The 22,333-nt window shown below is 64.1% G+C and carries 18 protein-coding genes; 9 read left to right on the top strand and 9 right to left on the bottom strand.

Translation table 11 applies throughout. From position 1 onward, the window contains the following. Positions 1–165: 165 nt before the first annotated feature. Together ABIA42_RS34750 and ABIA42_RS34755 are read right to left on the bottom strand one after the other, a co-directional pair. Positions 166–1,902 (bottom strand): bifunctional diguanylate cyclase/phosphodiesterase, encoded by a 1,737-nt coding sequence (locus tag ABIA42_RS34750; protein ID WP_271527987.1) that lies wholly within the window; start codon positions 1,900–1,902, stop codon positions 166–168. 319 nt (positions 1,903–2,221) lie between these two features. Beyond that, positions 2,222–3,187, bottom strand: coding sequence for a sensor histidine kinase (locus tag ABIA42_RS34755; RefSeq protein WP_370116697.1), 966 nt, complete (start codon positions 3,185–3,187; stop codon positions 2,222–2,224). A gap of 179 nt (positions 3,188–3,366) precedes the next feature. On the opposite strand from ABIA42_RS34755, the gene ABIA42_RS34760 reads away from it, so the two are divergent. Next, entirely contained in the window at positions 3,367–4,203 is an 837-nt protein-coding gene (locus tag ABIA42_RS34760; RefSeq protein ID WP_370116694.1) for an SDR family NAD(P)-dependent oxidoreductase, read from the top strand. Positions 4,204–4,333: 130 nt separating this feature from the next. Here the strand turns inward: ABIA42_RS34760 and ABIA42_RS34765 are convergent, their stop codons facing one another. Both ABIA42_RS34765 and ABIA42_RS34770 read right to left on the bottom strand, forming a co-directional pair. Then, entirely contained in the window at positions 4,334–5,710 is a 1,377-nt protein-coding gene (locus ABIA42_RS34765) for a cytochrome P450 (protein ID WP_370116691.1), read from the bottom strand. 182 nt (positions 5,711–5,892) lie between these two features. Beyond that, complete coding sequence (locus ABIA42_RS34770) at positions 5,893–7,134, bottom strand: LLM class flavin-dependent oxidoreductase (protein WP_370116688.1); 1,242 nt, start codon at positions 7,132–7,134, stop codon at positions 5,893–5,895. Positions 7,135–7,408: 274 nt separating this feature from the next. Here ABIA42_RS34770 and ABIA42_RS34775 point away from each other — a divergent pair, with 274 nt between their 5' ends. Continuing rightward, positions 7,409–8,821: an MFS transporter gene (locus tag ABIA42_RS34775; RefSeq protein ID WP_370116685.1), complete on the top strand. Its 1,413-nt coding sequence runs from the start codon at positions 7,409–7,411 to the stop codon at positions 8,819–8,821. 141 nt (positions 8,822–8,962) lie between these two features. Further along, positions 8,963–10,150 (top strand): PHB depolymerase family esterase, encoded by a 1,188-nt coding sequence (locus ABIA42_RS34780; RefSeq protein WP_370116682.1) that lies wholly within the window; start codon positions 8,963–8,965, stop codon positions 10,148–10,150. Between the two features lie 62 nt (positions 10,151–10,212). Here ABIA42_RS34780 and ABIA42_RS34785 read toward each other — a convergent pair whose 3' ends face one another. Continuing rightward, entirely contained in the window at positions 10,213–10,893 is a 681-nt protein-coding gene (locus ABIA42_RS34785; RefSeq protein WP_271527995.1) for an MBL fold metallo-hydrolase, read from the bottom strand. A gap of 184 nt (positions 10,894–11,077) precedes the next feature. On the opposite strand from ABIA42_RS34785, the gene ABIA42_RS34790 reads away from it, so the two are divergent. Further along, positions 11,078–12,679, top strand: coding sequence for an alpha-amylase family glycosyl hydrolase (locus ABIA42_RS34790; RefSeq protein ID WP_370116679.1), 1,602 nt, complete (start codon positions 11,078–11,080; stop codon positions 12,677–12,679). Between the two features lie 221 nt (positions 12,680–12,900). After that, on the top strand, positions 12,901–13,392 hold the full coding sequence (locus ABIA42_RS34795) for an MmcB family DNA repair protein (protein ID WP_370116676.1): 492 nt from the start codon (positions 12,901–12,903) through the stop codon (positions 13,390–13,392). Between the two features lie 72 nt (positions 13,393–13,464). Here the strand turns inward: ABIA42_RS34795 and ABIA42_RS34800 are convergent, their stop codons facing one another. The 3 genes from ABIA42_RS34800 to ABIA42_RS34810 all read right to left on the bottom strand — a co-directional run bounded on the left by ABIA42_RS34800 (position 13,465) and on the right by ABIA42_RS34810 (position 16,796). After that, positions 13,465–14,400, bottom strand: coding sequence for a c-type cytochrome (locus tag ABIA42_RS34800; protein ID WP_370123766.1), 936 nt, complete (start codon positions 14,398–14,400; stop codon positions 13,465–13,467). 416 nt (positions 14,401–14,816) lie between these two features. Further along, a complete protein-coding gene (locus tag ABIA42_RS34805) occupies positions 14,817–15,371 on the bottom strand; it encodes an ActR/PrrA/RegA family redox response regulator transcription factor (RefSeq protein ID WP_028176842.1) in 555 nt (184 codons plus the stop codon). Positions 15,372–15,473: 102 nt separating this feature from the next. Then, entirely contained in the window at positions 15,474–16,796 is a 1,323-nt protein-coding gene (locus ABIA42_RS34810) for an ActS/PrrB/RegB family redox-sensitive histidine kinase (protein WP_271528001.1), read from the bottom strand. A gap of 108 nt (positions 16,797–16,904) precedes the next feature. On the opposite strand from ABIA42_RS34810, the gene ABIA42_RS34815 reads away from it, so the two are divergent. From ABIA42_RS34815 to ABIA42_RS34830, 4 genes are all read left to right on the top strand, one after another. Next, entirely contained in the window at positions 16,905–17,708 is an 804-nt protein-coding gene (locus tag ABIA42_RS34815) for an ABC transporter ATP-binding protein (protein ID WP_370116671.1), read from the top strand. Between the two features lie 208 nt (positions 17,709–17,916). Then, complete coding sequence (locus ABIA42_RS34820) at positions 17,917–18,735, top strand: ABC transporter permease (protein ID WP_370116668.1); 819 nt, start codon at positions 17,917–17,919, stop codon at positions 18,733–18,735. 121 nt (positions 18,736–18,856) lie between these two features. Next, positions 18,857–20,185, top strand: coding sequence for a polyhydroxyalkanoate depolymerase (locus ABIA42_RS34825; RefSeq protein WP_028176838.1), 1,329 nt, complete (start codon positions 18,857–18,859; stop codon positions 20,183–20,185). Positions 20,186–20,497: 312 nt separating this feature from the next. Then, positions 20,498–21,337: a M48 family metallopeptidase gene (locus ABIA42_RS34830; protein ID WP_370116665.1), complete on the top strand. Its 840-nt coding sequence runs from the start codon at positions 20,498–20,500 to the stop codon at positions 21,335–21,337. Positions 21,338–21,496: 159 nt separating this feature from the next. Here ABIA42_RS34830 and ABIA42_RS34835 read toward each other — a convergent pair whose 3' ends face one another. Next, positions 21,497–22,156 carry a hypothetical protein gene (locus ABIA42_RS34835; protein WP_370116662.1) on the bottom strand — a complete coding sequence of 220 codons (660 nt, stop codon included), beginning with the start codon at positions 22,154–22,156 and terminating at the stop codon, positions 21,497–21,499. Between the last annotated feature and the right edge of the window lie 177 nt (positions 22,157–22,333).

A 22,333-nucleotide genomic window follows, 5' to 3' on the forward strand; every position in this document is an offset into this window, starting at 1 on the left:
CGTCCCGGGGCGCGAAGCGAACCCGGGACCCATACCCACAGGAAGATGTTTGGCGAAGACTCGGAGTGGGAGCTTCGCGTCACACGGCTCCCTGTGGTTATGGATCCCGGGTCTGCGCTGTCGCTAGCCGGGGACGACAGCGGTGTGCGTTGCGCCGCTTTAGCCCTACCGCCGATACCCGCTCGCCCGCGAATAGCCTTGGCGGTTTTGCTGCATCGGGCGGCTCGCCACGCTGATCCGCGCCTCGCTGGAGACGGGCGTTGCGAGCTTCAGCTCCTCCAGGAAGATCGGCCGGGAGAAGTAGTAGCCCTGCGCGTAGCGGATCTTCGTTGCCGCCTGGAGGTAGGCGAGCTCCTCGTAGGATTCGAGGCCTTCGGCGATCACCGTCATGCCGAGCGCTTCGCTCAAGGATTCGATCGCGCGCAGGATGCCCTGGCTGCGCGGGCGCTTATGGATGTCGGTGATGAAGGAGCGGTCGATCTTGATCTCGTCCGCGGTGATGTCGGCCAGCGCCGAGAGCGAGGAATAGCCGGTGCCGAAATCGTCGATGGAGATGCCGACGCCGAGCTTGCGGAACATCGGCAGGATCTCGGCCTGGAAATGATTCTTGGCGACGAAGGCGTCTTCCGTCACCTCCATCATGAAGCGCTGGGGAAAGCCGGTGTCGTCCAGCGCCCGCGCGAAGCTGCGCATGAATTCCGGATTGCCGGCCTGCTTGGCGGCCACGTTGATGCTGATGGTCGCATCCGCGCCGAACGTGTCGTTGATCAGGTCGATCGACTTGACGATCTCGGCGAGCACGAGATGGGTCAGCTCGTCGATCAGCCCGAGCTCGCCGGCAAGATTGATGAACGAGCCGGGCGCCTGGATCACGCCTTCGTCGTCGCGCAGGCGGACCAGGGCCTCGATGCCCTTCACGGCCTGTGTGCGGATGTCGACCTTGGACTGGAAGGCGCAGCAGAAGCGCTTTTCCAGGATGGCGAGCCGCAGCGACTGCTCGACCTTCATCCGCGCCTGCGCCTCGCGCTCCATGCCGGTGTCGAAGAAGGCCGCCAGTCCCTTGCCGTTGTTCTTGATGCGGTACATCGCGATGTCGGCGTTCTGCCGCAGCGTCTCGAAGCTGCTTCCGTGGTCGGGATAGAGGCTGATGCCGACCGAGGTCGAGGCGAAGACTTCCGAATTGTCGATGAAGAACGGTGCGGTCAGCCGCTCCAGCGTCGATTGCATGAACTCGGCGACTTCCTCCTGGCTCTGGATCGGGGAGAGCAGCAGCAGGAATTCGTCGCCGGAGATGCGCGACAGCATGTCGGAATCGCGCAAGTCGCGCCCGAGCCGCCTCGACAGCTCGACCAGCAGTGCGTCGCCCACGGAGTGGCCGTAATAGTCGTTGATGTGCTTGAAATTGTCGACGTCGAGGAAGGCAAGCGCGAAACGCTCGCCGCCACGACCGTTCGCGAGCAGATTATTGGCGTGATGCTCGATCACGCGCCGCGAGGGCAATCCGGTCAGCTCGTCGAAATAGGCCGAGCGGAACAGCTGGTCTTCGAAATTCTTCTGTTCGGTGATGTCGGAGGACGCCGAGATCAGGAGCTCGCGTCCGGCGAGGCGAACGGGACGATGGGTCGTGAGCAGCACCTGGCGTGCGGCGCCGACGTGAAGCGCCTCCTCGGTCACGACCGCCTGGCCGGCGCTCAGTGCCTGCCGGCAGGCTTCGTGTCGCGGAGTCAGATCGGGTGAGGGGCGGCTGCCGTCCATGCCGAGCTGGGCGGCGGCGGCATCGTTGACCAGCAGAAGCTCGCCGTGCGCGTCCTGCACGGTGAGGCCGGCCGGCAGCATTCTAACGATTTCCTTGAGAAAACTGAGCTCGGCTTCAGTCGCGCCGGAATATTGATTGTCGTTCATACAAGTCATGAATCTTGTTGTTTCGGCGCGCCTTTGCAATGGGCGCGATCTTGCGCAGCTCCCTCTTAAGTTTGGTTAAGGGGGCGGGAGAAATACGGGGGTGTTTTGGAGAAAACTTGCGACGATGCGACGCGCGCTGACGATCGTCATTAACAGAGGGTCAACGCGTCAAGTGAAACTGCGAACGGAGGGCGTGGCTGCGCTTTCGCTTGGATCGAGTCCGGCTGCGTATGAACCTTGATTGAACGGTGCGAGCCGCAGTCGACACCCTTCTCCGCTGCGGAAAGGTGATCCGGGGGCGGGGCCGTTTCATCATTCTCTATTCGCTGCGCGGGACCCGGCAGTGCATGATGCAATGCAGCCCGGTCTTCAGATACGAGATCTCGGTCCTGCCATCGAAGGACGACAATGCTGATTTCAGCAACTTGGTGCCGAAACCGGGCTCGGACACCTTGTCCACGCTCGGCCCCTCGGTTTCGTCCCAGGTGATGGTCAGGCGATCGTCGCTGATGGTCCAGGACACCTGCAACAGGCCGCGCGGCGAGGAGAATGCGCCATACTTGCCCGCATTGGTGGCAAGCTCGTGAAACATCAATGACAGCGTGACCGCGAGCTTCGGCGGCAGGAACAATCGATCGCCATTGAGGGTGAAGCGGACATGGCCATAGGGGCCGAGTTCCGAGATCAGGAGGTCGCGGATATCGCAGCCGCCCTTGTCGATCCGCGAGATCAGATCGTCCGTTGCGGCCAGCGAGCGCAGCCGGGGATCGACCCGGGCCCAGACCTGCGGGTGGTCGTGCAGCACCTGGTGCAGCACGGCATGCACTGTCGACAGCTTGTTCTTCAGCCGGTGCTGCAGCTCCTCGACCAGCAGCTTGCGATACTCTTCTTCCTCGATCAGGCGTTTGGAGATCCGGCGCTGCTCTGCCAGCATGGTGCGATAGTGCTCGACACCCCAGATGGTTATCGCGCAGACGGCCCAGTAAAGGGCCAGCAGGGCAAAGCGCGCGCGATCGGCAAAGGCATCGCCGAAATTCAGGACGACTCCAAGCACGCCGCCGATCAGCGCCGTGATCACGCCGATCCGGAATCCTCCCAGGGCAGCTGCAAAGAACACGGCCGGAAAGTACGGCGTGAAGTAGATGTCGGGGCGAACCTGAGCGAGCCCCCAGCGGATTAGGGTTGCGGCCAGCAGGCAGACTATCGCAAACGAGATGCTCAGACCGAGCGAGGGCGGCGCCGCGCCCTGCCAGCCCTTGCGGAACTCGTCGATCAGCTTCCCCATGCGCAGCCCAGTTGCGATATGCGTTCGAACATCGAGCGGCCCGTGAGAACGTTACGCATGCCGCCCGCACAAGCATAGCTTGCCTTGTCGGAAGCGGGCAGGGATAGTGGCCGCTCCGGCGACGGCGGCGGCCGACATGCGCCATTTGGCATCAAATCACTCGAAAACAGGAACATTCCATGGGCAGGCTGGACGGCAAGGTCGCGGTGATCACGGGGGCGACGAGCGGGATCGGATTGCGCACTGCGGAAGTCTTCGTTGCCGAAGGTGCCAAAATTGTGATCGCGGGCCGGCGCGTACCGGAAGGCGAGGCACTGGCAAAGCAACTCGGGGCCAATTGCATCTTCCGCCAGACCGACGTCACGGTCGAAGCGCAGATGCAGGCGCTGATCGCGCTCGCGGTCGACAAGTTCGGCAGGATCGATTGCCTGTTTAACAATGCCGGCGGGCCGGCGCAGACCGGCGGCATCGAGGGCCTCGAGGCCGAGCGGTTCGACGCGGCGATGGCGACGCTGGTGCGCAGCGTCATGCTCGGCATGAAGCATGCCGCTCCCCACATGAAGAAGCAGGGGGCGGGCAGCATCATCAACAATGGAAGCATCGCCGGCCGCCTCGCCGGCTTCTCGTCGTCGATGGTCTATAGCGCGGCCAAGGCGGCGGTGATCCATCTCACCAAGTGCGTGGCGATGGAGCTCGGCGAATCCAACGTCCGCGTCAACTCGATCTCGCCCGGCGCGATCGCAACAGGCATCTTCGGCAAGGCGCTGGGACTCTCGACCGACGCTGCCGAGAAGACGCCGGCCGTGATGCGCGAGGTCTACAAGACCGCGCAGCCGATCCCGCGCGCCGGCCTTCCCGACGACATCGCCCATGCCGCGGTGTTCCTGGCCAGCGACGAATCCAGCTTCGTCAACGGCCACGACCTCGTCGTCGACGGCGCCATCACCGGCGGCCGCAACTGGAGCCAGCAGCAGCAGGGCTACGTGGCTCTGCGCAAGGCGTTCGATGGGGCGTAGCGGATAGGTCTCGTGCCCTGGACGCGGTGCGGCGCGAAGTGCCGCTCCGCAGAGCCGGGGCCCATCCATCCGCAGCTTACCCTCTGGCTTGGGTCCCCGCTCGCGCTTCGCGCGTCCGGGACACGAGAGGCTAAGCCGCCTTCACTGTCACCCGCAGCCCGTCCCGCGGCTTCGGGATCGGCCACATCTGCCAGTCCGGCTTGTAGCCGGGCGCGAGCGACACCTCGATGTTCTGCAGAAAGTGGCGCGCGAAACATTTCGCCTGCATGTAGGCGAAGTGCAGGCCGAGGCACATATGCGCGCCGCCGCCGAACGGCACGAAGGCGAAGCGGTGGCGGTTGCGCTGCGCTTCCTCGGTGAAGCGAAGCGGATCGAAGCGGCCCGGCTCCGGCCAGATGTCCTTCATGTGGTGCGTATAGAGCGGATTGATGCCGACCGCCGTGCCGGCGGGGATCGCAAAGCCCTTGAAGCTGAAATCGCGCATCGCGCGGCGCGGCATCGACGGCACCGGCGGCCTGATCCGCAGCGCTTCCTTGAACGCCATCTCCGACAGCGGCATCTTCTCGAGATCGTCGAAGCTGCTCGGCGCCCCCGGGGCAAGCCCGAGCGCGAGCACCTCCGCGCGCAGCCTGTCCTGCCAGTCCGGATTGGCGGCGAGCTCGCCGATGAAGGACGTCAGCGACGACGTCAGCGTGTCGTGCGCCGCCATCATCAGGAAACTCATGTGGTCGATGATGTCCTGCTCCGAGAGCAACGCACCGTTCTCGTGGGTGGCGCGGCAGAGCTGCGAGAACAGATCGTCGCCGCCATGATTGCCGCGACGGAGCGGAATCTGCTCCCGGAAATAGGCAACGATGCGCTTGCGTCCCTTCACCCCTCGCGCCATCTGGGTGCCGGGCAGGGGGCGGCGGACCGGCGAGACGGAGGCGGCGACCATATCGACGAAGGCGCGGTTGATCTCGTCGACCTCAGGCCCGATATCGGCGCCGAGGAACGAAGCCGCAGCGAGATCGAGCGTGAGCTGCTTCATCGCGGGATAGAGCTGCATCTCGCCGGGCTTTGCCCTCCATTGCGCGACGCGCGCAGAAATGCCGCGGTCGAGATCGCCGAGATAGGACTTCATCGGCCCGGACTTGAACGCCACCGACAGCGCCTTGCGATGCAGGCGATGCTCGTCGAAATCGAGCAGCATCAATCCGCGCGGAAATAGCAGGCCCAGAACCTTGTTCCAGCCATGCGTCGAGGAGAACAGCTTTTGCTGGTCGAACAGCACGAGCTCGTTGGCCTCGGGCCCGAGCAGCACGACATTGGTCTCGCCGAAGAAATGCGTACGGTAGACCAGGCCGTATTTGGCGCCGTTCGCTTCGATATGGCCCTTGGGATCGGCGAGCACCTGAAACGTCTTGCCGATGATCGGCCAGCCTTCGTCGCCAGGAATGTGGGTCAGCTCATTGCGTCTGGGCGGGCTGAACTGAAACGCGGGGGCGGCCACATTCTGCATCGACATGACGATTGCTCCGGTTGGCTGACCGAACGGGCGCGCGATCGCGCTCGACTGAGAGACAGCATAGCACGATTAGACGAGAATGATGTGGCGGCTCTCACGTGCAAAAGCGCCCGCGGCGCGGTTCACCTCTCCCGTAAGGAGAGGTGAACCCAGCCAACCGCTCGTACCGATTTTACATCGCCTTAGGCCTGCCGCTTCGCCGCTTCCTTCTGCAGATCCGGGGCGTTGACGGCGGGAATGGCGACGCGGCCGGGGCCGGTGACCTTCAGCGCCTCGGCGGCTTTTTCGTTCTCCATGATCTTGGCCATCACGGCCTGCCCCGCGCGCTCGAAGATCGCGCGGTTCTCGATCACGAATTTTTGCGATTTGCGAAGGCCGTCGATGTAACCGTTGATCTCGGGCACGACGTAGCGCGCCACCATGTCCCAGCTCCGCCGCGTCGCTTCCGGATTGGCCCAGTCGTGCACGAAGCCGATGATGGCGCCGACGCCGCCGGAGACCTGCATGACGTTCTTGATGGACTTGACGAGATCGTCGGGCGTGCCGATGGTGGACGCGGCGCCCTCGACGAAGGCGGTCTTGTCGACCGCTTCGTCGGGTGAGGAGAACGCGGTGAGGCCCGGCCGCTGCAACGTGCCGACATTATATTCGTTGTGCCAACGCATCAGCCCGGCGCCCGCTTCGCGGCGTGCCTGCTCGCGGGTCTCCGCGATGTGGAAGGTCAGCAGCACGCGCCAGTCGGCACGGTTCACCTTGGTGCCGTGCTTCCTGGCGGCATCCTCGGCGAACTGCCATTGCTGCTGCAGCGACATCAGGCCCTGCGTCGTCATCGAGCCCAGCGAGATGATGCCGATGCCGTATTTGCCGGCCAGCGTCATGCCGGAGGGCGAGATCTGCGAGGCCACCACGAACGGCATCTCCTCCTGCAAGGGCAGGATCTGCAGCGCGGCGTCGTTCATCGTGAACCAGTCGCTCTTGGCGGTGACGCGCTCGCCGTTGAAGAGGCGGCGGATGATGCCGATCGCCTCGTCCTGGCGATCGCGCTGCGTCATCGGATCGATGCCGAGCGTGTGCGCATCCGACGCGAGCGCGCCGGGACCGGAGCCGAAGATGGCGCGGCCGCCGGTCATGTGGTCGAGCTGCACCATGCGCTGGGCGACATTGAAGGGATGGTGATAGGGCAGCGACACCACGCCGGTGCCGAGCTTGATCCGCTTGGTGCGCTCGCCGGCCGCAGCCAGGAACATCTCTGGCGAGGCGATCATCTCCCAGCCGGACGAATGATGCTCGCCGCACCAGAACTCGTCATAGCCCAGCGCATCCAGCTGCTCGACGAGGTCCAGATCGCGCCGGAACTGCAGCATTGGGTGCTCCCCGATCGGGTGATGCGGGGCAAGGAAGGCTCCGAACTTCAGGCGCGCCATGGCGGTCTCTCCGGCTTTGATTTTCTGTTTGTTGAGAGGGTCAGGCTACGTGCCCGATGGCACGAAGGCAATCGCACGATGTCCCGTGTTGCGGAATGCAGGCATGCGTGTGACTTCTTCCTGCTCTCGTGCTTGCGTGCAGGCGCTCCGCACCACCATGGCCGGGCTTTCCCCTCCGCCAGTGGCTAAGCGCACACGAATCCTACCTGTGAGGTAATAGCGACACCGCACGCGGTCTGAAATCATCGGGTCACGAGTCCAGATCCGCGCGCCAATGCATCAAATCATCACAAAACAAACTGATTCTTCCCGCCGCTGGTGGGTCCTCGCAATCGTCGTGGCCGCCCAGTTCATGTTCGGCGTCGATGCCTTCGTGGTCAACGTCGCCATTCCCACGATTGCGGTCGACCTGAAGGCCTCGCCGGCCCAGATCGAAGCCATCATCGCGATCTACCTGATCGCCTATGCCACGCTGGTCGTGACCGGCGGCCGGCTCGGCGACATCCACGGCACGAAGGGCGTGTTCCTGGCCGGCCTGCTCGGCTTCACCTTGACCTCGCTCTGGTGCGGCCTCTCGCAATCTGGGGCGGAACTGATCGTCGCGCGGCTGGCGCAGGGCGCGACCGCGGCGCTGATGGTGCCGCAGGTGCTTGCGACGCTGCATCTCTTGTTCACCGATGGCCAGCGCAACCGCGCCTTCGCTATTTACGGCATCGTGCTCGGGCTTGCGGGCGCCGCAGGCTTCCTGCTCGGCGGTCTTCTCGTCACAATCGACCTCGCCGGCACTGGTTGGCGCTCGGTGTTCTTCGTCAACGTACCGTTTGGCGTCGTCATCGCGGCTGCCGCATGGCGCATCATGCCATCGTCATCGCGGCGGGCCGGTACGAGGCTCGACATCAAGGGCAGTGTGGTGCTGTTCGCGGGGCTGTTGTGCCTGATCGGCCCGCTGCTGTTCGGTCACGATGTCGGCTGGGCGCCGTGGCTGTGGGCGGTGATGGCGGCTGGCGGCATGATCCTCGCCGCGTTCCTGAAGCTGGAGCAAGTGGTCGCACGCGCCGGCGGCATGCCGTTGATCGATCTCACGCTGCTGGCGGACGCCGCCTTTCTGCGCGGCCTCGGCGCCGCCTTCTTTTTCTTCGTCGCCAATCTCTCGTTCTATCTGGTGATGACGCTGTTCATGCAGCGCGGCCTGAAGTTCTCGCCGCTCGCGGCCGGCATGTCCTTCATTCCGCTCGCGCTCGCCTTCGTCGTGGCCTCGCGCCACAGCGGGGTGCGGGCGCGCCATCGCGGCACCAGGGTTTTGCTCGAAGGCTGCGCGCTTCAGATCGTCGGCCTCGTCGCACTGGCGCTTGTTGTGGGCTGTATCGATGCGCCGTCGCCGCTCCTGCTCGCGCTCACCACGATCGTCTTCGGCTATGGTCAAGGACTGGTGATGGCGCCGCTCTCGGGCGCCGTGCTCTCGACGGTGAAGCCTGTCGCCGCAGGCTCGGCCTCCGGCATCTACGGCACGACGGCGCAGGTCGGAAATGCGGCCGGAGTGGCCGCAATCGGCGCGGTATTCTTCGCGGTCGAGGCCTTGCAATCAGCGCGCGCAGGATTCCTCGCGTCGCTCGTGCTGTTTGTGACATTGATCATGATCTGCGCCGCATTTCTGGCGTGGATGCGCCGTGCATCTGCACGATGTTGAGGCATTGCGGTTAATACGTGGGGATTCCTGCGGGAATCCGTGGCCTTTTCGCGAGATTGACAGCGCACGGTCTTTTTATTTTGCAATGCAGCAACTATCTGGTTGGGCTGGACGTTGAACGTCGCTCACCAGGAAGTTGCCGTGTCGTTAGCCAAGAATATCGATCTCTTGAGACGTCTGCCGAGGCTGGACGGACTGCGCTTTGCCGAGCTCGGCCGCAGCGCTGATTCATCGAGCCCCTTGGAGGAGGTTCTTGGCTTCGGCGACAATCCCGGAGCCTTGCGCATGTTCACGTTCGTGCCGGAGCACCTGCAGAAGCCGCGCGCGCTCGTCGTCGTGCTGCATGGCTGCGGACAGACGGCAGCCGGTTACGATCTCGGCGCGGGCTGGTCGACACTGGCAAGGCATTATGGCTTCGCGCTGCTGATGCCCGAGCAACAGCGTGTCAACAACGGCAACACCTGCTTCAACTGGTTCACTCCGGAAGACACCGTGCGCGGCGGCGGCGAGGCGCATTCGATCCGCGAGATGATCGCGCACATGGTCGAGGCGCACCGCATCGATTCCAGGCGTGTCTTCATCACCGGCCTGTCGGCCGGCGGCGGCATGACGTCGGTGATGCTCGCGACCTATCCGGAAGTCTTCGCGGCCGGCGCGGTCATTGCCGGACTGCCCTATGGCATCGCCTCGAATCTGCGCGAGGCGCTCGACGGCATGTTTCATTCCCCAGCGCGTCCCGCGCGCGAGCTCGGCGATCTCGTGCGCAGCGCCTCTGATCATCGCGGGCCCTGGCCGAAGGTCTCCGTGTGGCACGGCAGCGCCGACCGCACCGTCAATCCCGGCAATGCCAACGAGATCGTCAAGCAATGGCTCGACCTGCACGACCTGCCTGACGCGCCGATGGCGGAGACGGTCGTCGACGGCCATCCGCGCCAGGCCTGGTGGAACAAGGACGGCGAGACGCTGGTCGAATCCTTCGCCATCGCCGATATGGCGCATGGCACGCCGCTCGGGCTGGCCGACAACGATCACCGCTACGGCGTCGAAGGCGCATTCCTGATCGAGGCCGGCATTTCCTCGTCCTACCACATCGCAAAGTTCTTCGGCCTCACCGGCTGGATTCCGGACGCCGCGACGAAGAAGGCGGAGGCCAAGCCTGCAATGAAGCCTGCAACGAAGCCGGCGCTGTCGCCCGCGCCGCATCTCGCCCGCTCGATCCGTGCAGCAATTGCCGAAGAGCCGGCGGAGCCGCAGCGCGAGAACGCTCGCGGCTTCGATCTCGGCCAGATCATCACGCGCGCGCTCACGGCCGCGGGATTGATGAAGTAGCTCCCGCCCTTTCGTCCCGGATCTGCGCTGACGCTTGTCCGGGACGCCAGCGGAGCTTGTGGCTACATCTCGCCGGTGATGAACGGATTGGTCATCCGCTCCTGGCCGATGCTCGAGCCAGCGCCATGGCCGCAGATGAAGCCGACATCGTCGCCAAGCGGCAGCAGTTTTGTCTTGATGGAATTGATCAGCGTGGCGTGGCTGCCGCCGGGCAGATCGGTGCGCCCGACCGAGCCCGCAAACAGGACGTCGCCGACATGGGCGAAACGTAACGCCTTGTTGAAGAACGCCACGCTGCCGGGCGAATGACCCGGGCAGTGCAGGATGTCGAAGGATAGTTCGCCGATCGACACGGTGTCGCCTTCGTCGAGCCAGCGGTCCGGCGCGAAATCGCGCACGCCGGTCATGCCGAAGCGCGCGCCGCTCGCGACGACATTGTCGAGCAGGAACTTGTCCGCGACATGCGGGCCCTCGATCGGCACCTTCAGCGCCTCGCGCAGCTCGGCCGCGCCGCCGACGTGATCGATGTGGCCGTGAGTCAGCCAGATCTTCTCCACGGTGACGCCGGTCTGCTTGATCGCGTCCAGAATCTTCGGCACGTCCCCGCCGGGATCGATCACGACGGCTTTCTTGCCGGGCTCGTCCCAGATGATGGTGCAGTTCTGCTCGAACAGCGTCACGGGAACGATGATCGCGCCCGCCTTGGGTGGCGAGGAGTCCTGGGTGTCAGTTTGCTCGGTCATGGCGCCACAATGCCGATTTTTGTCGGTCCGCCAAGCAAAAGATTCGCAAAAGACTCGGTCCGAGAGGTTCGGGAACAGCCGCGGTTCTCGTCACACGGCCGTCCCAATTGGCCTGCCAATCTGAACCGGGGCGATGCTGTCGCGCTCTCCCCGCGCAAGGCGCAGATTTTGGGTGGTCTTCGGCATGGCTCAAGGCAACGAGAATTGGTGGCGCGACGGCATCTTCTATCAGATCTATCCGCGCTCGTTTCAGGACTCCGATGGCGACGGCGTCGGCGATCTCGCCGGCATCCTCAGGCGGCTGCCTTACGTCAAATCGCTCGGCGTCGACGCGATCTGGCTGTCGCCGATCTTTCCCTCGCCGATGGCGGATTTCGGCTACGACATCTCCGACTATACCGGCATCGAACCGCTGTTCGGCACGATGGCCGATTTCGACGCGTTGCTCGCGACCGCCCATGACAATGGCCTGAAGCTGATCCTCGATCTCGTGCCGAACCACACTTCGGACCAGCATCCCTGGTTCATCGAGAGCCGGTCGTCGCGCGACAATCCCAGGCGCGACTGGTACATCTGGCGCGATCCGGCCCCCGATGGCGGCGTGCCCAACAACTGGCTGTCCGAGTTCGGCGGCAGCGCGTGGCAATTCGACGAGGCCACGGGTCAATATTACTATCACGCTTTCCTCTCCCGGCAGCCGGACCTGAACTGGCGCAATGCGGATGTCCGGGCCGTGATCTACGACGTGATGCGGTTCTGGCTCGACAAGGGCGTCGATGGCTTTCGCGTCGACGTGATCTGGCACCTGATCAAGGACGCCGAATTCCGCGACAACCCGCCCAACCCGCACTATGTCGAGGGCCGGCCGCCCAACGAGAAGATCCTGACGCAGTACTCGACCGACCAGCCGGAAGTGCATGACGTGATCGCCGAGATGCGGCGCGTCACGGATACTTACGGCGCCCGCGTCCTGATCGGCGAGATCTATCTGCCGCTGCACCGCCTCATGGCCTATTACGGCAACGATCTCACCGGCGCGCAGATGCCGTTCAATTTCGCGCTGCTCTCGACGTTCTGGAGCGCACGCTCGATCGAGAAGATCATCGAGGACTACGAGAAGGCGCTGCCGAAGGGCGCCTGGCCGAACTGGGTGCTCGGCAATCATGATCGGCCGCGCGTGGCGAGCCGCGTCGGTCCCGAGCAGGCCCGCGTCGCGGCCATGCTGCTGCTGACGCTGCGCGGCACGCCGACGCTCTATTACGGCGACGAGATCGGCATGCACCAACTCGCGATCGCGCCGGAGGACGTGCGCGATCCATTCGAGAAGAACGTGCCCGGCATCGGCGTCGGCCGCGATGGCTGCCGCACGCCGATGCAATGGGATTCGTCGAACTTCTCCGGTTTTTCGCAGGTGAGGCCGTGGCTTCCGCTGCCGGAGGATCATATCCGCGAGAATGTCGCCAATCTCGAAGCCGATCCGCACTCGATCCTCAATCTCTACAAGCGCCTGATCGCCCTGCGGAGGAACTGCCCCCCGTTGATCGCGGGCGACTACCACCCGATCTCGGCGCAAGGCGATCTTCTGATCTACCGCCGCGACGCCGGCGGCAGGGCGGTCATCGTAGCGCTCAATCTCGGGCCCGAGCCGGTCGCTGTGACCACCAGCGCGATCCGATTCGGCAGCGAGATATTGCTGTCGACGTTTCTGGATCGCGAAGGTGAGGGGACCGAAGGCGTGCTGAATTTGCGCGGCAACGAGGGCGTCGTGGTGGCGCCGCCCGCCTGACTGTCGTCCCGGGGCGCGCGAAGCGCGAGCACGGGACCTATAGCCACAGGAAGGAGCTTTGGCGATGACTCGGAGTGCCCTCGTCGCTTCATATCCAGTCGCTGTGGTTGTGGATTCTCAGATGCGCAATTGCGCATCATAGCTCGCGCAAAGTGGCGCGCCCCGGAATGACGGGTGGGGAGACAGTGTCCGCCCCTCATGGAATCGGCTATCCTCCGCCCATGGACAACACCGCCCGCAACATCGCCCTCGTGCCGCCGCCGGACCGTCGCCAGTCTGAGACCGCGCTCGCCATCGCGCGCGGCACGGCGCGGCTGTTACGTTCGCTCGGCTTCTCCTGCATCAGCGAATTGCCGCTGCCGTCGGGCCGCCGTGCCGATCTGGTGGCGCTCAATGAGCGCGGCGAGATCTGGATCGTCGAGATCAAGTCGTCGGTGGAGGATCTGCGCGCCGACCAGAAATGGCACGAATACCGCGCCCATTGCGACCGGCTGTTCTTCGCCTTCACGCAGGATCTGCCGTGCGAGATCTTCCCTGATGACACCGGCCTGATCATCGCCGACGCCTATGGCGCGCACATGCATTGCGAGGCGCCCGAGCACAAGATGGCAGCACCGACGCGCAAGCAGATGACCGTGCGGTTCGCGATGGCGGCAGCCTTGCGGATCAACCGGCTGGTCGACCCGCAGGGCCACGCGGATTTCTGGGAATAGGCGGCCCGAGCGAAGCGTGGCGTGATCCGGTCTCCTCGTGATGCGAGGTCGCCGGTTTCCCTTCCGCCGGGACTACTTTTTGGCGTGCACCGCCCGGATCGGACCGAAAGGTCCGTACATATGCTGCTGCTGATCGAAACCATCAGCGTACGGTCCGTAAGGCGCATCGACCGGCTTGGTCGAAAGGTCTGGATAGTCCTTGTCGAGACCGGCTTTTTTCGGACGCGGTTGAGAGATCATATAAGCAGCCACATCCCATGCCTGCTCGACCGTGAGCTGCGGATCCAGGTAGTCCGTCCCGTGCGGCATGTTGAAGTGCACGAAGTTCGCCGCGGTAATCAACCGCGCCATGCCGGCGCCATCATTGAAACTATCCGGGCCCCAGAGCGGCGGCACCATGTAGCCGAGATCGACGCTCGGCACGCTGCGGCGTATTCCGGAGCCGTCCTCATTGTGACAGGAAAGACAAGCCTTCGCATAGATCGCCTTGCCGCGAACCGGGTCGGCCGCCCGATCGAGCTCAGGCATTGATCCGGCGCCGAGTCCTGACAATACCTTGCCGGCTGGCACGCCGGACGACAGGAATTTGATGTAAGCCACGATGGCTTGCATTTCCGGACTGTCGAGTGGCAGCGCGCGGCCATTCATGCTGCGCGTCATGCACGAGTTCACACGGTCCTCGATCGTGATCTCGGCGCCGAGCCGAGCGCTGTATTGCGGGAAGAGCTCGACCAATCCAAAGATCGGCAAGCCGAACTTCTTCGTGCCGGCTTCGAGATGGCAGTTGCTGCAGGCGAGATTGTTGCCAGCATAACGCTTGGCTGGGTCCGGCACCTCTGGTCCGATATGGGCGTAGGTCGCAGTGATGAGGTCGCGCCCGCGCCGCACGAGCCGGCCATGAGCGTCGTCAGGCAGCGCGCCGATTTCCGGCACCGTCCAGACTGGAGGGGATATCTGCTGAGCACGCACCGCGGCCGGCGCGGCTACGGCGATGACAGCGACGGCCACCGCGCGCACCGTCCAGAAGCAAAGCAAAGCAAGAAGCGGTGTAGGGTGAACCATCGATCTCTCGACATCAGGTGGATATTCGATGCGCCAATTCGATGCGCCAGGTCGGCACTATGATCGGCCGTCCGAGGTTAACGCCGGGTTCAACGAACTCGCGAGGCCAACACCCGGGTTTACCGACACTACGCTGGGACGTCAGGCCGGGCGCGTTCAGGGGCCGACCGACTTCGGCATGTGAGTCATGGGGGCGGCGTCCGTCGAGTTGCGAAATCCGCAGCTGACCCGGCTTTCGCTGCCGCCGATTACCTCCGCGGAAACGACCATCCCGGATCAACGGCAACGCCTTGACCACGCCAGGCATCCCCGCCTCAGCCTCAGAGGCCGGAGATCTGCGTTCTCAAGAGTGAACGCCGAGACTATCTCGGCGCGCGCTTGGCCAGAATGCGCTGCAGCGTGCGACGGTGCATGTTGAGCCGGCGCGCCGTTTCCGAGACGTTGCGGTTGCACATCTCGTAAATGCGCTGGATGTGCTCCCAGCGCACGCGATCGGCCGACATCGGGTTGGTCGGCAGCTCGGATTTCTCCGCGCTGGTCGACAGCAGTGCCGCGACGACGTCGTCGGCATCCGCGGGCTTGGAGAGGTAATCGATCGCGCCCATCTTCACCGCGGTGACGGCAGTGGCGATGTTGCCATAACCGGTCAGCACGATCGCGCGTGCATCGGGGCGCTTCTTCTTCAGCGCCGAGACCACGTCGAGGCCGTTGCCGTCGCCGAGCCGCAAATCCACCACCGCGAATGCCGGCGCCGACTTGCCGATCTGCGCAAGTCCGTCCGAGACGGTGTCGCACGATGTCACCGAGAAGCCCCGCGTCTCCATGGCGCGCGACAGCCGCTCCAGAAACGGCTTGTCGTCTTCCACGATGAGAAGCGAGCGGTCGCTCTGTTCGTTCAGTTCGGCAATGGCGTTCAAGGTTTTGTCCTCTCTCCAGCGCATCGACATATGGCCTCGCAATCACGCGGTGCCAAGGTCGCCGATAGTCGATCGGCCCTGTTGTGCGACGCAAGGTCGCGGCTATCCTATTGTTTCTTCGTGCGTCTCGATAGCCTCAAAACGCTGCCTGGGCCATGAGATCTGGACCACTGCGCCGTGTTCCGGAAAGGTCCGATTGGTAAACGAGACCTTGGCGCCGGTGCGTTCCAGCAAGGTACGCGCGATGAACACACCGAGGCCGAGGCCGCGTCGTCCGCCGCCGCCATCGTCCTGGGTACGGCGCCGCGACAGATAGGGCTCGCCGATCCGGTTGAGGATGTCGGGCGGAATGCCCGGTCCGTCGTCGGAGATCACGAGCTCGATAGTGTCCTTGTTCCACCATGCGTTCACCTCGACGGTGGTGCGGGCGAAATCGACCGCGTTCTCGACGATGTTGCCGATGCCGTAGAGGATCGCCGGATTGCGCGAGCCGACCGGCTCGGCCGCGACGGCCACCGCGATCCGCACCTTGATCTCGACGCCGAAATCGCGGTGCGGCGCCACCACCTCCTCGATCAGCTCCGACAGCTTCATGCGGTCGAACGGCGCGCCGGTGGAGGAGAGCTGGGTGATCTTGCTGAGGATGTCGCGGCAGCGCTGGGTCTGCTCGCGCAAGGTCTTCAGGTCGGCGGCAAAGCTTGGATCCTTCACCGTCTTTTCCAGTTCGCGCGAGATCAGGAAGATCGTCGCGAGCGGCGTGCCGAGCTCGTGCGCGGCGGCGGCGGCGAGTCCGTCGAGCTGGGTCAGATGCTGCTCGCGCGTCAGCACCAGCTCGGTCGCGGCCAGTGCGTCCGCGAGCTTGCGCGCCTCCTCGGTGACCTGGAACGAGTAGAGGCTGGTGACGCCGATCGCGAGCGCGATCGAGAGCCAGACGCCGACGAGATAGATCGGCGGCAGCACCAGCGGATCGTCGGAATCCCACGGCAGCGGAAAATGGAAGTAGAACAGGAGCGAAGCGCAGGCGACCGCGAGCAGGCCGAGGCCGAAGGTGAAACGGGCCGGCAGCGCGGTGGCCGAGATCAGCACGGGCGCGAGGAACAGGAACGAGAACGGGTTCTGCAGGCCGCCGGTGAAGAACAAAAGGCCAGCCAGCTCCACGATGTTCAGCGCGAGCAGCCCGGCCGCCTGCATCGGCTCCAGTCGCTGCATCGGATTGGCCGCGGTCTGAAGCGCCAGATTGAGCGCCGCCGACAAAGCGATGATGCTGACACAGGGGACGATCTCGACGTTGAACTCCAGCCCCTGTGCCACGATGAAGATTGCGGCGAGCTGGCCCAGCACCGCGAGCCAGCGCAGCCGCAGGATCGTGTCCAACCGGATGTGCCGCTGCGCGTGGCGGAAGTCGGAAGCGGCAATTTCGTTCATATCGGACAATGTGCTGGTGCTTTCTCGATCACAAACGCTGGGCTCGCGGAACCACGCAGGCATTACAAGCCTTGCGCTATCGGCTGCAATAGCAGAAGAACGGCCAGCATGACCGAGAATGACAAGGCTTCAAGTCGGCCGACTGTCGCGGATCGCAGCTCGTCCGCGGCAATCGCGGTCGATCACCTCGTCAAGGTCTACAAGCAGACCCGCGCCGTCGACGATATCTCCTTTTCGCTTCCGCGCGGCAGCATCACCGGCCTTCTCGGCGGCAACGGCGCCGGCAAGACCACGACCATCGCGATGATCATGGGCCTGGTGCTGCCGACCTCCGGCGGCGTGCAGGTGCTGGGACATCGCATGCCCGAGGAGAGCGCGGCCGTGCTGGGCCGGATGAATTTCGAGAGCCCCTATGTCGACATGCCGATGCGGCTCACGGTGCGGCAGAACCTCACCGTGTTCGGCAAGCTTTATGCGGTGAAGAATCTCTCTGACCGCATCGCGAAGCTCGCCGAGGATCTCGACCTCATCGAATTCATCGACCGCGCCAACGGCAAGCTCTCGGCCGGTCAGAAGACCCGCGTGGCGCTGGCGAAGGCGCTGATCAACCAGCCCGAGCTGCTGCTCCTGGACGAGCCGACCGCCTCGCTCGACCCGGATACCGCCGACTGGGTGCGCGCGCATCTGGAACGCTACCGCCGGGACAACGGCGCCACCATTCTCCTGGCGTCGCACAACATGCTCGAGGTCGAACGGCTCTGCGACCGCGTCATCATCATGAAGCGCGGCCGCATCGAGGACGACGACGCGCCGGAAGCGATCATGGCCCGCTACAACCGCACCACGCTGGAAGAGGTGTTTCTGGACGTCGCGCGCGGCCGGGTGAATGGCGCGAAGGAGCCGGCGCGATGAGGGAGGTCTCACGTCTCGACCGCAGCCATGATGGATTACCGTCATTCCGGGGCGCGCGGAGCGCGAGCCCGGAATCCATAACCACAAGCGGCGGTTATGGGCCGAGACCCAGTCTTCGCCAAACTCAATCCTGTGGTTATGGATCCCGGGCTCGCGACTATGTCGCGCCCCGGGATGACAGGATTCATCCGGGCTACGCGAGGGTGCGATGACCGAGCTCTCCCTCCATCGCGGCATCTCCGTCCATCGCATCGGCGCGATGATCCTGCGCTACTGGTATCTCCTGCTGTCGTCCTGGCCGCGGCTGCTCGAGCTGCTGTACTGGCCGGCGCTGCAGGTCATCACCTGGGGCTTCCTCCAGCTCTACATCGCCGAGAACGCCAGTTTCTTCGCGCGCGCCGGCGGCACGCTGATCGGCGCCGTCATCCTCTGGGATATCCTGTTCCGCGGACAGCTCGGCTTCTCCATCTCGTTCCTGGAAGAGATGTGGGCGCGCAACCTCGGCAACCTCATGATGAGCCCGCTCAAGCCGATCGAGTTTCTGCTGTCGCTGATGGTCATGAGCCTGATCCGGCTCGCGATCGGCGTGATCCCGATGACGCTGATCGCGCTGTTCCTGTTTCACTTCAACGTCTATGCCCTCGGCCTGCCGCTGATCGCCTTCTTCTGCAATCTGATCTTCACGAGCTGGTCGGTCGGCATCTTCGTCTCGGGTCTGGTGCTGCGAAACGGCCTTGGCGCCGAAAGCATCGTCTGGACCCTGATGTTCGCGATCATGCCGCTCGCCTGCGTCTACTATCCCGTCAGCGTGCTGCCGGTCTGGTTGCAATACGTCGCCTGGGCGTTGCCGCCGACCTACGTGTTCGAGGGAATGCGGGCCCTGTTGATCGAGCGCACCTTCAGGACCGACCTGATGCTGGCTGCGTTGGCCATCAACGGGGTGCTTCTGGTTGCATCTTTTGGGGCATTCCTTGCCCTTTTGCGCAGCGCAAGAAAGCACGGCTCACTGCTGGCGGGGGGCGAATAACGTCACTTTCCCGTGGATTCAGGCTGGTTTGGCCGCTTCGGCTACGTAGATGTACGGAACCATGCATTGACGCAATATTACGCATTCGGCAGTATGCTGCGATGCGAAGAGGAATATAGCGATGCCCATTGGTGAGTTCGGCGGCGCGCCGCCGCTGGCGGCAGAAGGCAGTCCGGTCCTGACGACGCCGATGTACTGGATGTACGAGATGGCTCATGCCTCTCTCAATCCGGCACGTGCGGTCACCGACGCGACCAAGCTGCTGTTTCAGAATCCCCTCAACCCCTGGGCGCGCACCGAGGTCGGCAAGTCGGTCGCCGCGGCCTGCGAATTGTTCGAGCGCACCACGCGCCGCTACGGCAAGCCGGAATGGGGTCTCGACGACACCGAGGTCAACGGCATCCGCGTCCCCGTCGAGATCCGCTCGGTCTGGGAAAAGCCGTTCTGCAGGCTGCTCTATTTCGATCGCAAATTCACCCGCCCGCTGCGCAGCCCGCAGCCGCGCGTGCTGATCGTGGCCCCGATGTCCGGCCATTATGCGACGCTTCTGCGCGGCACGGTCGAGGCTTTCCTGCCGGCGCATGAGGTCTACATCACCGATTGGGCCGATGCCCGCATGGTCCCCTTGAGTGAAGGCCGCTTCGATCTCGACGACTACATCGACTATGTCATCGAGATGCTGCACGTCCTCGGCGGCAACACCCATGTCATGGCGGTGTGCCAGCCCTCCGTGCCCGTCGTCGCGGCCGTCTCGGTCATGGAGGCGCGGCGCGATCCGTTCGTACCGACCTCGATGACGCTGATGGGCGGGCCGATCGACACCCGCCGCAATCCGACCGCGGTGAACAACCTCGCCCAGGAGCGCGGTATCGACTGGTTCCGCAACCACGTCATCACCAAGGTGCCGTTCCCGCATCCGGGCATGATGCGCGACGTCTATCCGGGATTCCTGCAGCTGAACGGCTTCATCAGCATGAATCTCGATCGGCACATGGATGCGCACAAGCAGCTGTTTGCCAATCTGGTGAAGGGCGACGGCGATCTCGTCGACAAGCATCGCGACTTCTATGACGAATATCTCGCGGTGATGGATCTCTCGGCCGAGTATTACCTGCAGACCGTCGACACCGTGTTCGTGAAGCACTCGCTGCCGAAGGGCGAGATGACCCATCGCGGAACCCGCGTCGAACCCTCCAAGGTCAAGCGCGTCGCGTTGATGACGGTCGAAGGCGAGAACGACGACATCTCCGGCCTCGGTCAGACGGAAGCAACGCACGGCTTGTGCAGCTCGATCCCCGATCATCGCCGCGTTCATTACGTCCAGAAGGGCGTCGGACATTACGGCGTGTTCAACGGATCGCGTTTCAAGTCGGAGATCGTGCCGCGGATTCACGACTTCATGGTTTCGGCTGCGAACCCGAGCTCGTTACAGGCTCTCGCGGCTGAATAGAGCGTTTTCGAGCGAAGTGGCGGCCGGTTCGCGTAAAGAAAACGCGGCGGAATAAGAATCTAGAGCCGTTCCGATTTTCATCGGAACGGCTCTGGCCGTGAATTTCGGCTTTCCCGTCGAAATTTCGGCCCTGTCGGAGCCTCTGGCGGGGGGTAAGTTCCCGCCGGATTCGCGGTATTTAGGTAGCTTTATAGGAGTGAGTCCGTCCTCACCCCTTGGGGGTGTCGCATGCGTCCAGCGGGGGCGAAAAAAGCTGGTTCCAACCCCAGTCTGTAGGGTCTCCCGGGCCCCTGACCGCTGTATATTGGGCAAATGATTTGTTTTTGCGCCGAGCGCTTTCCCTGGCGGCGGTTATGGCAGAATCCGGGCGAACTCCTGCTCCCCGGACTGACAGACATGGCCACTCGCGCACTCCTTTATCGTCGGCCCCACGAACCGAAGACCCTCGTCATCACGCACGGATCGCAATTTTTTGCGATTCGGCTGCGCCGGCATCGCCGTGCGCGCCGCTACACGCTCAGAATTCATCCGAGCGACCGCGAAGCCATCCTCACCATGCCGCCGCGCGGCACGCTCGCTGAAGCCAAGGATTTCGCACAGCGTCACGGTGCGTGGATCGCCGCACGTCTCGGCCGCCTGCCGAAGGCCGCGCCCTTCCAGCCGGGCACGGTGATACCGCTGCGCGGCACGCCCCATCGTATCGTTCATCGCGCCGGCCAGCGCGGCACGGTGTGGACTGAGATGCGCGAGTCCGGTGAACGCATTCTCTGCGTCGCCGGCGGCGTCGAGCATGTCGACCGCCGCGTCAGCGACTTCCTCAAGCGCGAGGCCCGCCGCGACCTGCAGCGTTCGGCGGAAGCCTACGCGGCCGAACTTGGGGTCAGGGTCAAGCGGCTCTCGATCCGCGATCAGTCCAGCCGCTGGGGATCCTGCACCTCGGCCGGCTCGCTGTCGTTCTCCTGGCGCCTGATTCTCGCACCGCCCTTCGTGCTCGACTATCTCGCCGCCCACGAAGTCGCTCATCTCGTCGAGATGAACCACTCGGCGCGATTCTGGCGCGTGTGCGGCAAGGTGTGTCCCTCGATGGAGCGCGCCAAGAAGTGGCTCGACACCTACGGCAACGATCTGCACCGCTACGGGGTCGAGGAGTAGGCTCTCACTACCCGCCTAACACTCGCTGTCGTCGTCCGGCTTGACCGGACGACCCAGTATTCCAGAGACGGTTGTTGTTGAGCCGGGGCGCGGTGCTGTACTAGATGCCCCGCCTTCGCGGTAAGTGGCAGCAGAGAGCGGGGCGGCTTCAAACCACCCTCATGCACTGAAATCCGCACTCGTCCCCGCCTGCGCGCGTGAGACCAGATAGGCTGATTGCTGCTGCGCGCCAGCCGTCTGACCCTCCGCCAGCATCGCCTGGAACGCCGCGTCGAGTTGCTCGCGACTATATGTCGTGGGCCTGCTCTCGCGCGGCGTCCATTGCGATTGCGTGATGGCCGTGGAGGCCTTCTCGACGGTGCCGCCAAGCAGCTCGGCGTATCTGTCGGCCCGCCATTGCGCCAGGTCCGGCCCGCTCGAGCCGGGAGGATCCTCGAGCTTGCCGACCTTCGCCGCGGCCTGGTTGGTCATCACCGAGGACCCGCTGTTGTACAGGGTGGCGACCACCTTGCCGTCAACCTTGACCTGAGCGTAGGTGTTCTCCGGTGCGTTGTCTGCGGCGACGGGTTGCGTCGCACTCGCGTCGTGAGTCCTCAGCCAGTTCGTTGCCAGGAGGTCGCGCAGGTGGGGATTGTCCGCCGCCGATATCACCTTGGCACCTGACAACGGCTTGACTTGCGAGACGTCAATCCGGAAGCCGCTGGTCGCAGCGTCAGTCGCGTCCGGTACCACCGGTTGGAGACCCGATGCCGCATTCGACGCGGGCGTTGATGCGGGCCGCAGATGAGGCAACGCCGCACCGGATACATTTGAAATCATCGAACACTCCCAGGTCCCTGCTCGACCTATGAGAGCAAATCCCAGGCCGAAGACGGGTGCTTGAAGAGATTGGTGTTTTTCCCATCAGCCATGCGTGGGTCGCGGTCGATCTTGCCGCGCTGGGCAGGAATTGCCGAAGTGGTGAAGCGCGCGCTTCGGGCTCTGCGCTGCCCGCGC

The organism is Bradyrhizobium sp. USDA 327 (assembly GCF_041262065.1).
Classification (GTDB): Bacteria; Pseudomonadota; Alphaproteobacteria; order Rhizobiales; family Xanthobacteraceae; genus Bradyrhizobium; species Bradyrhizobium liaoningense.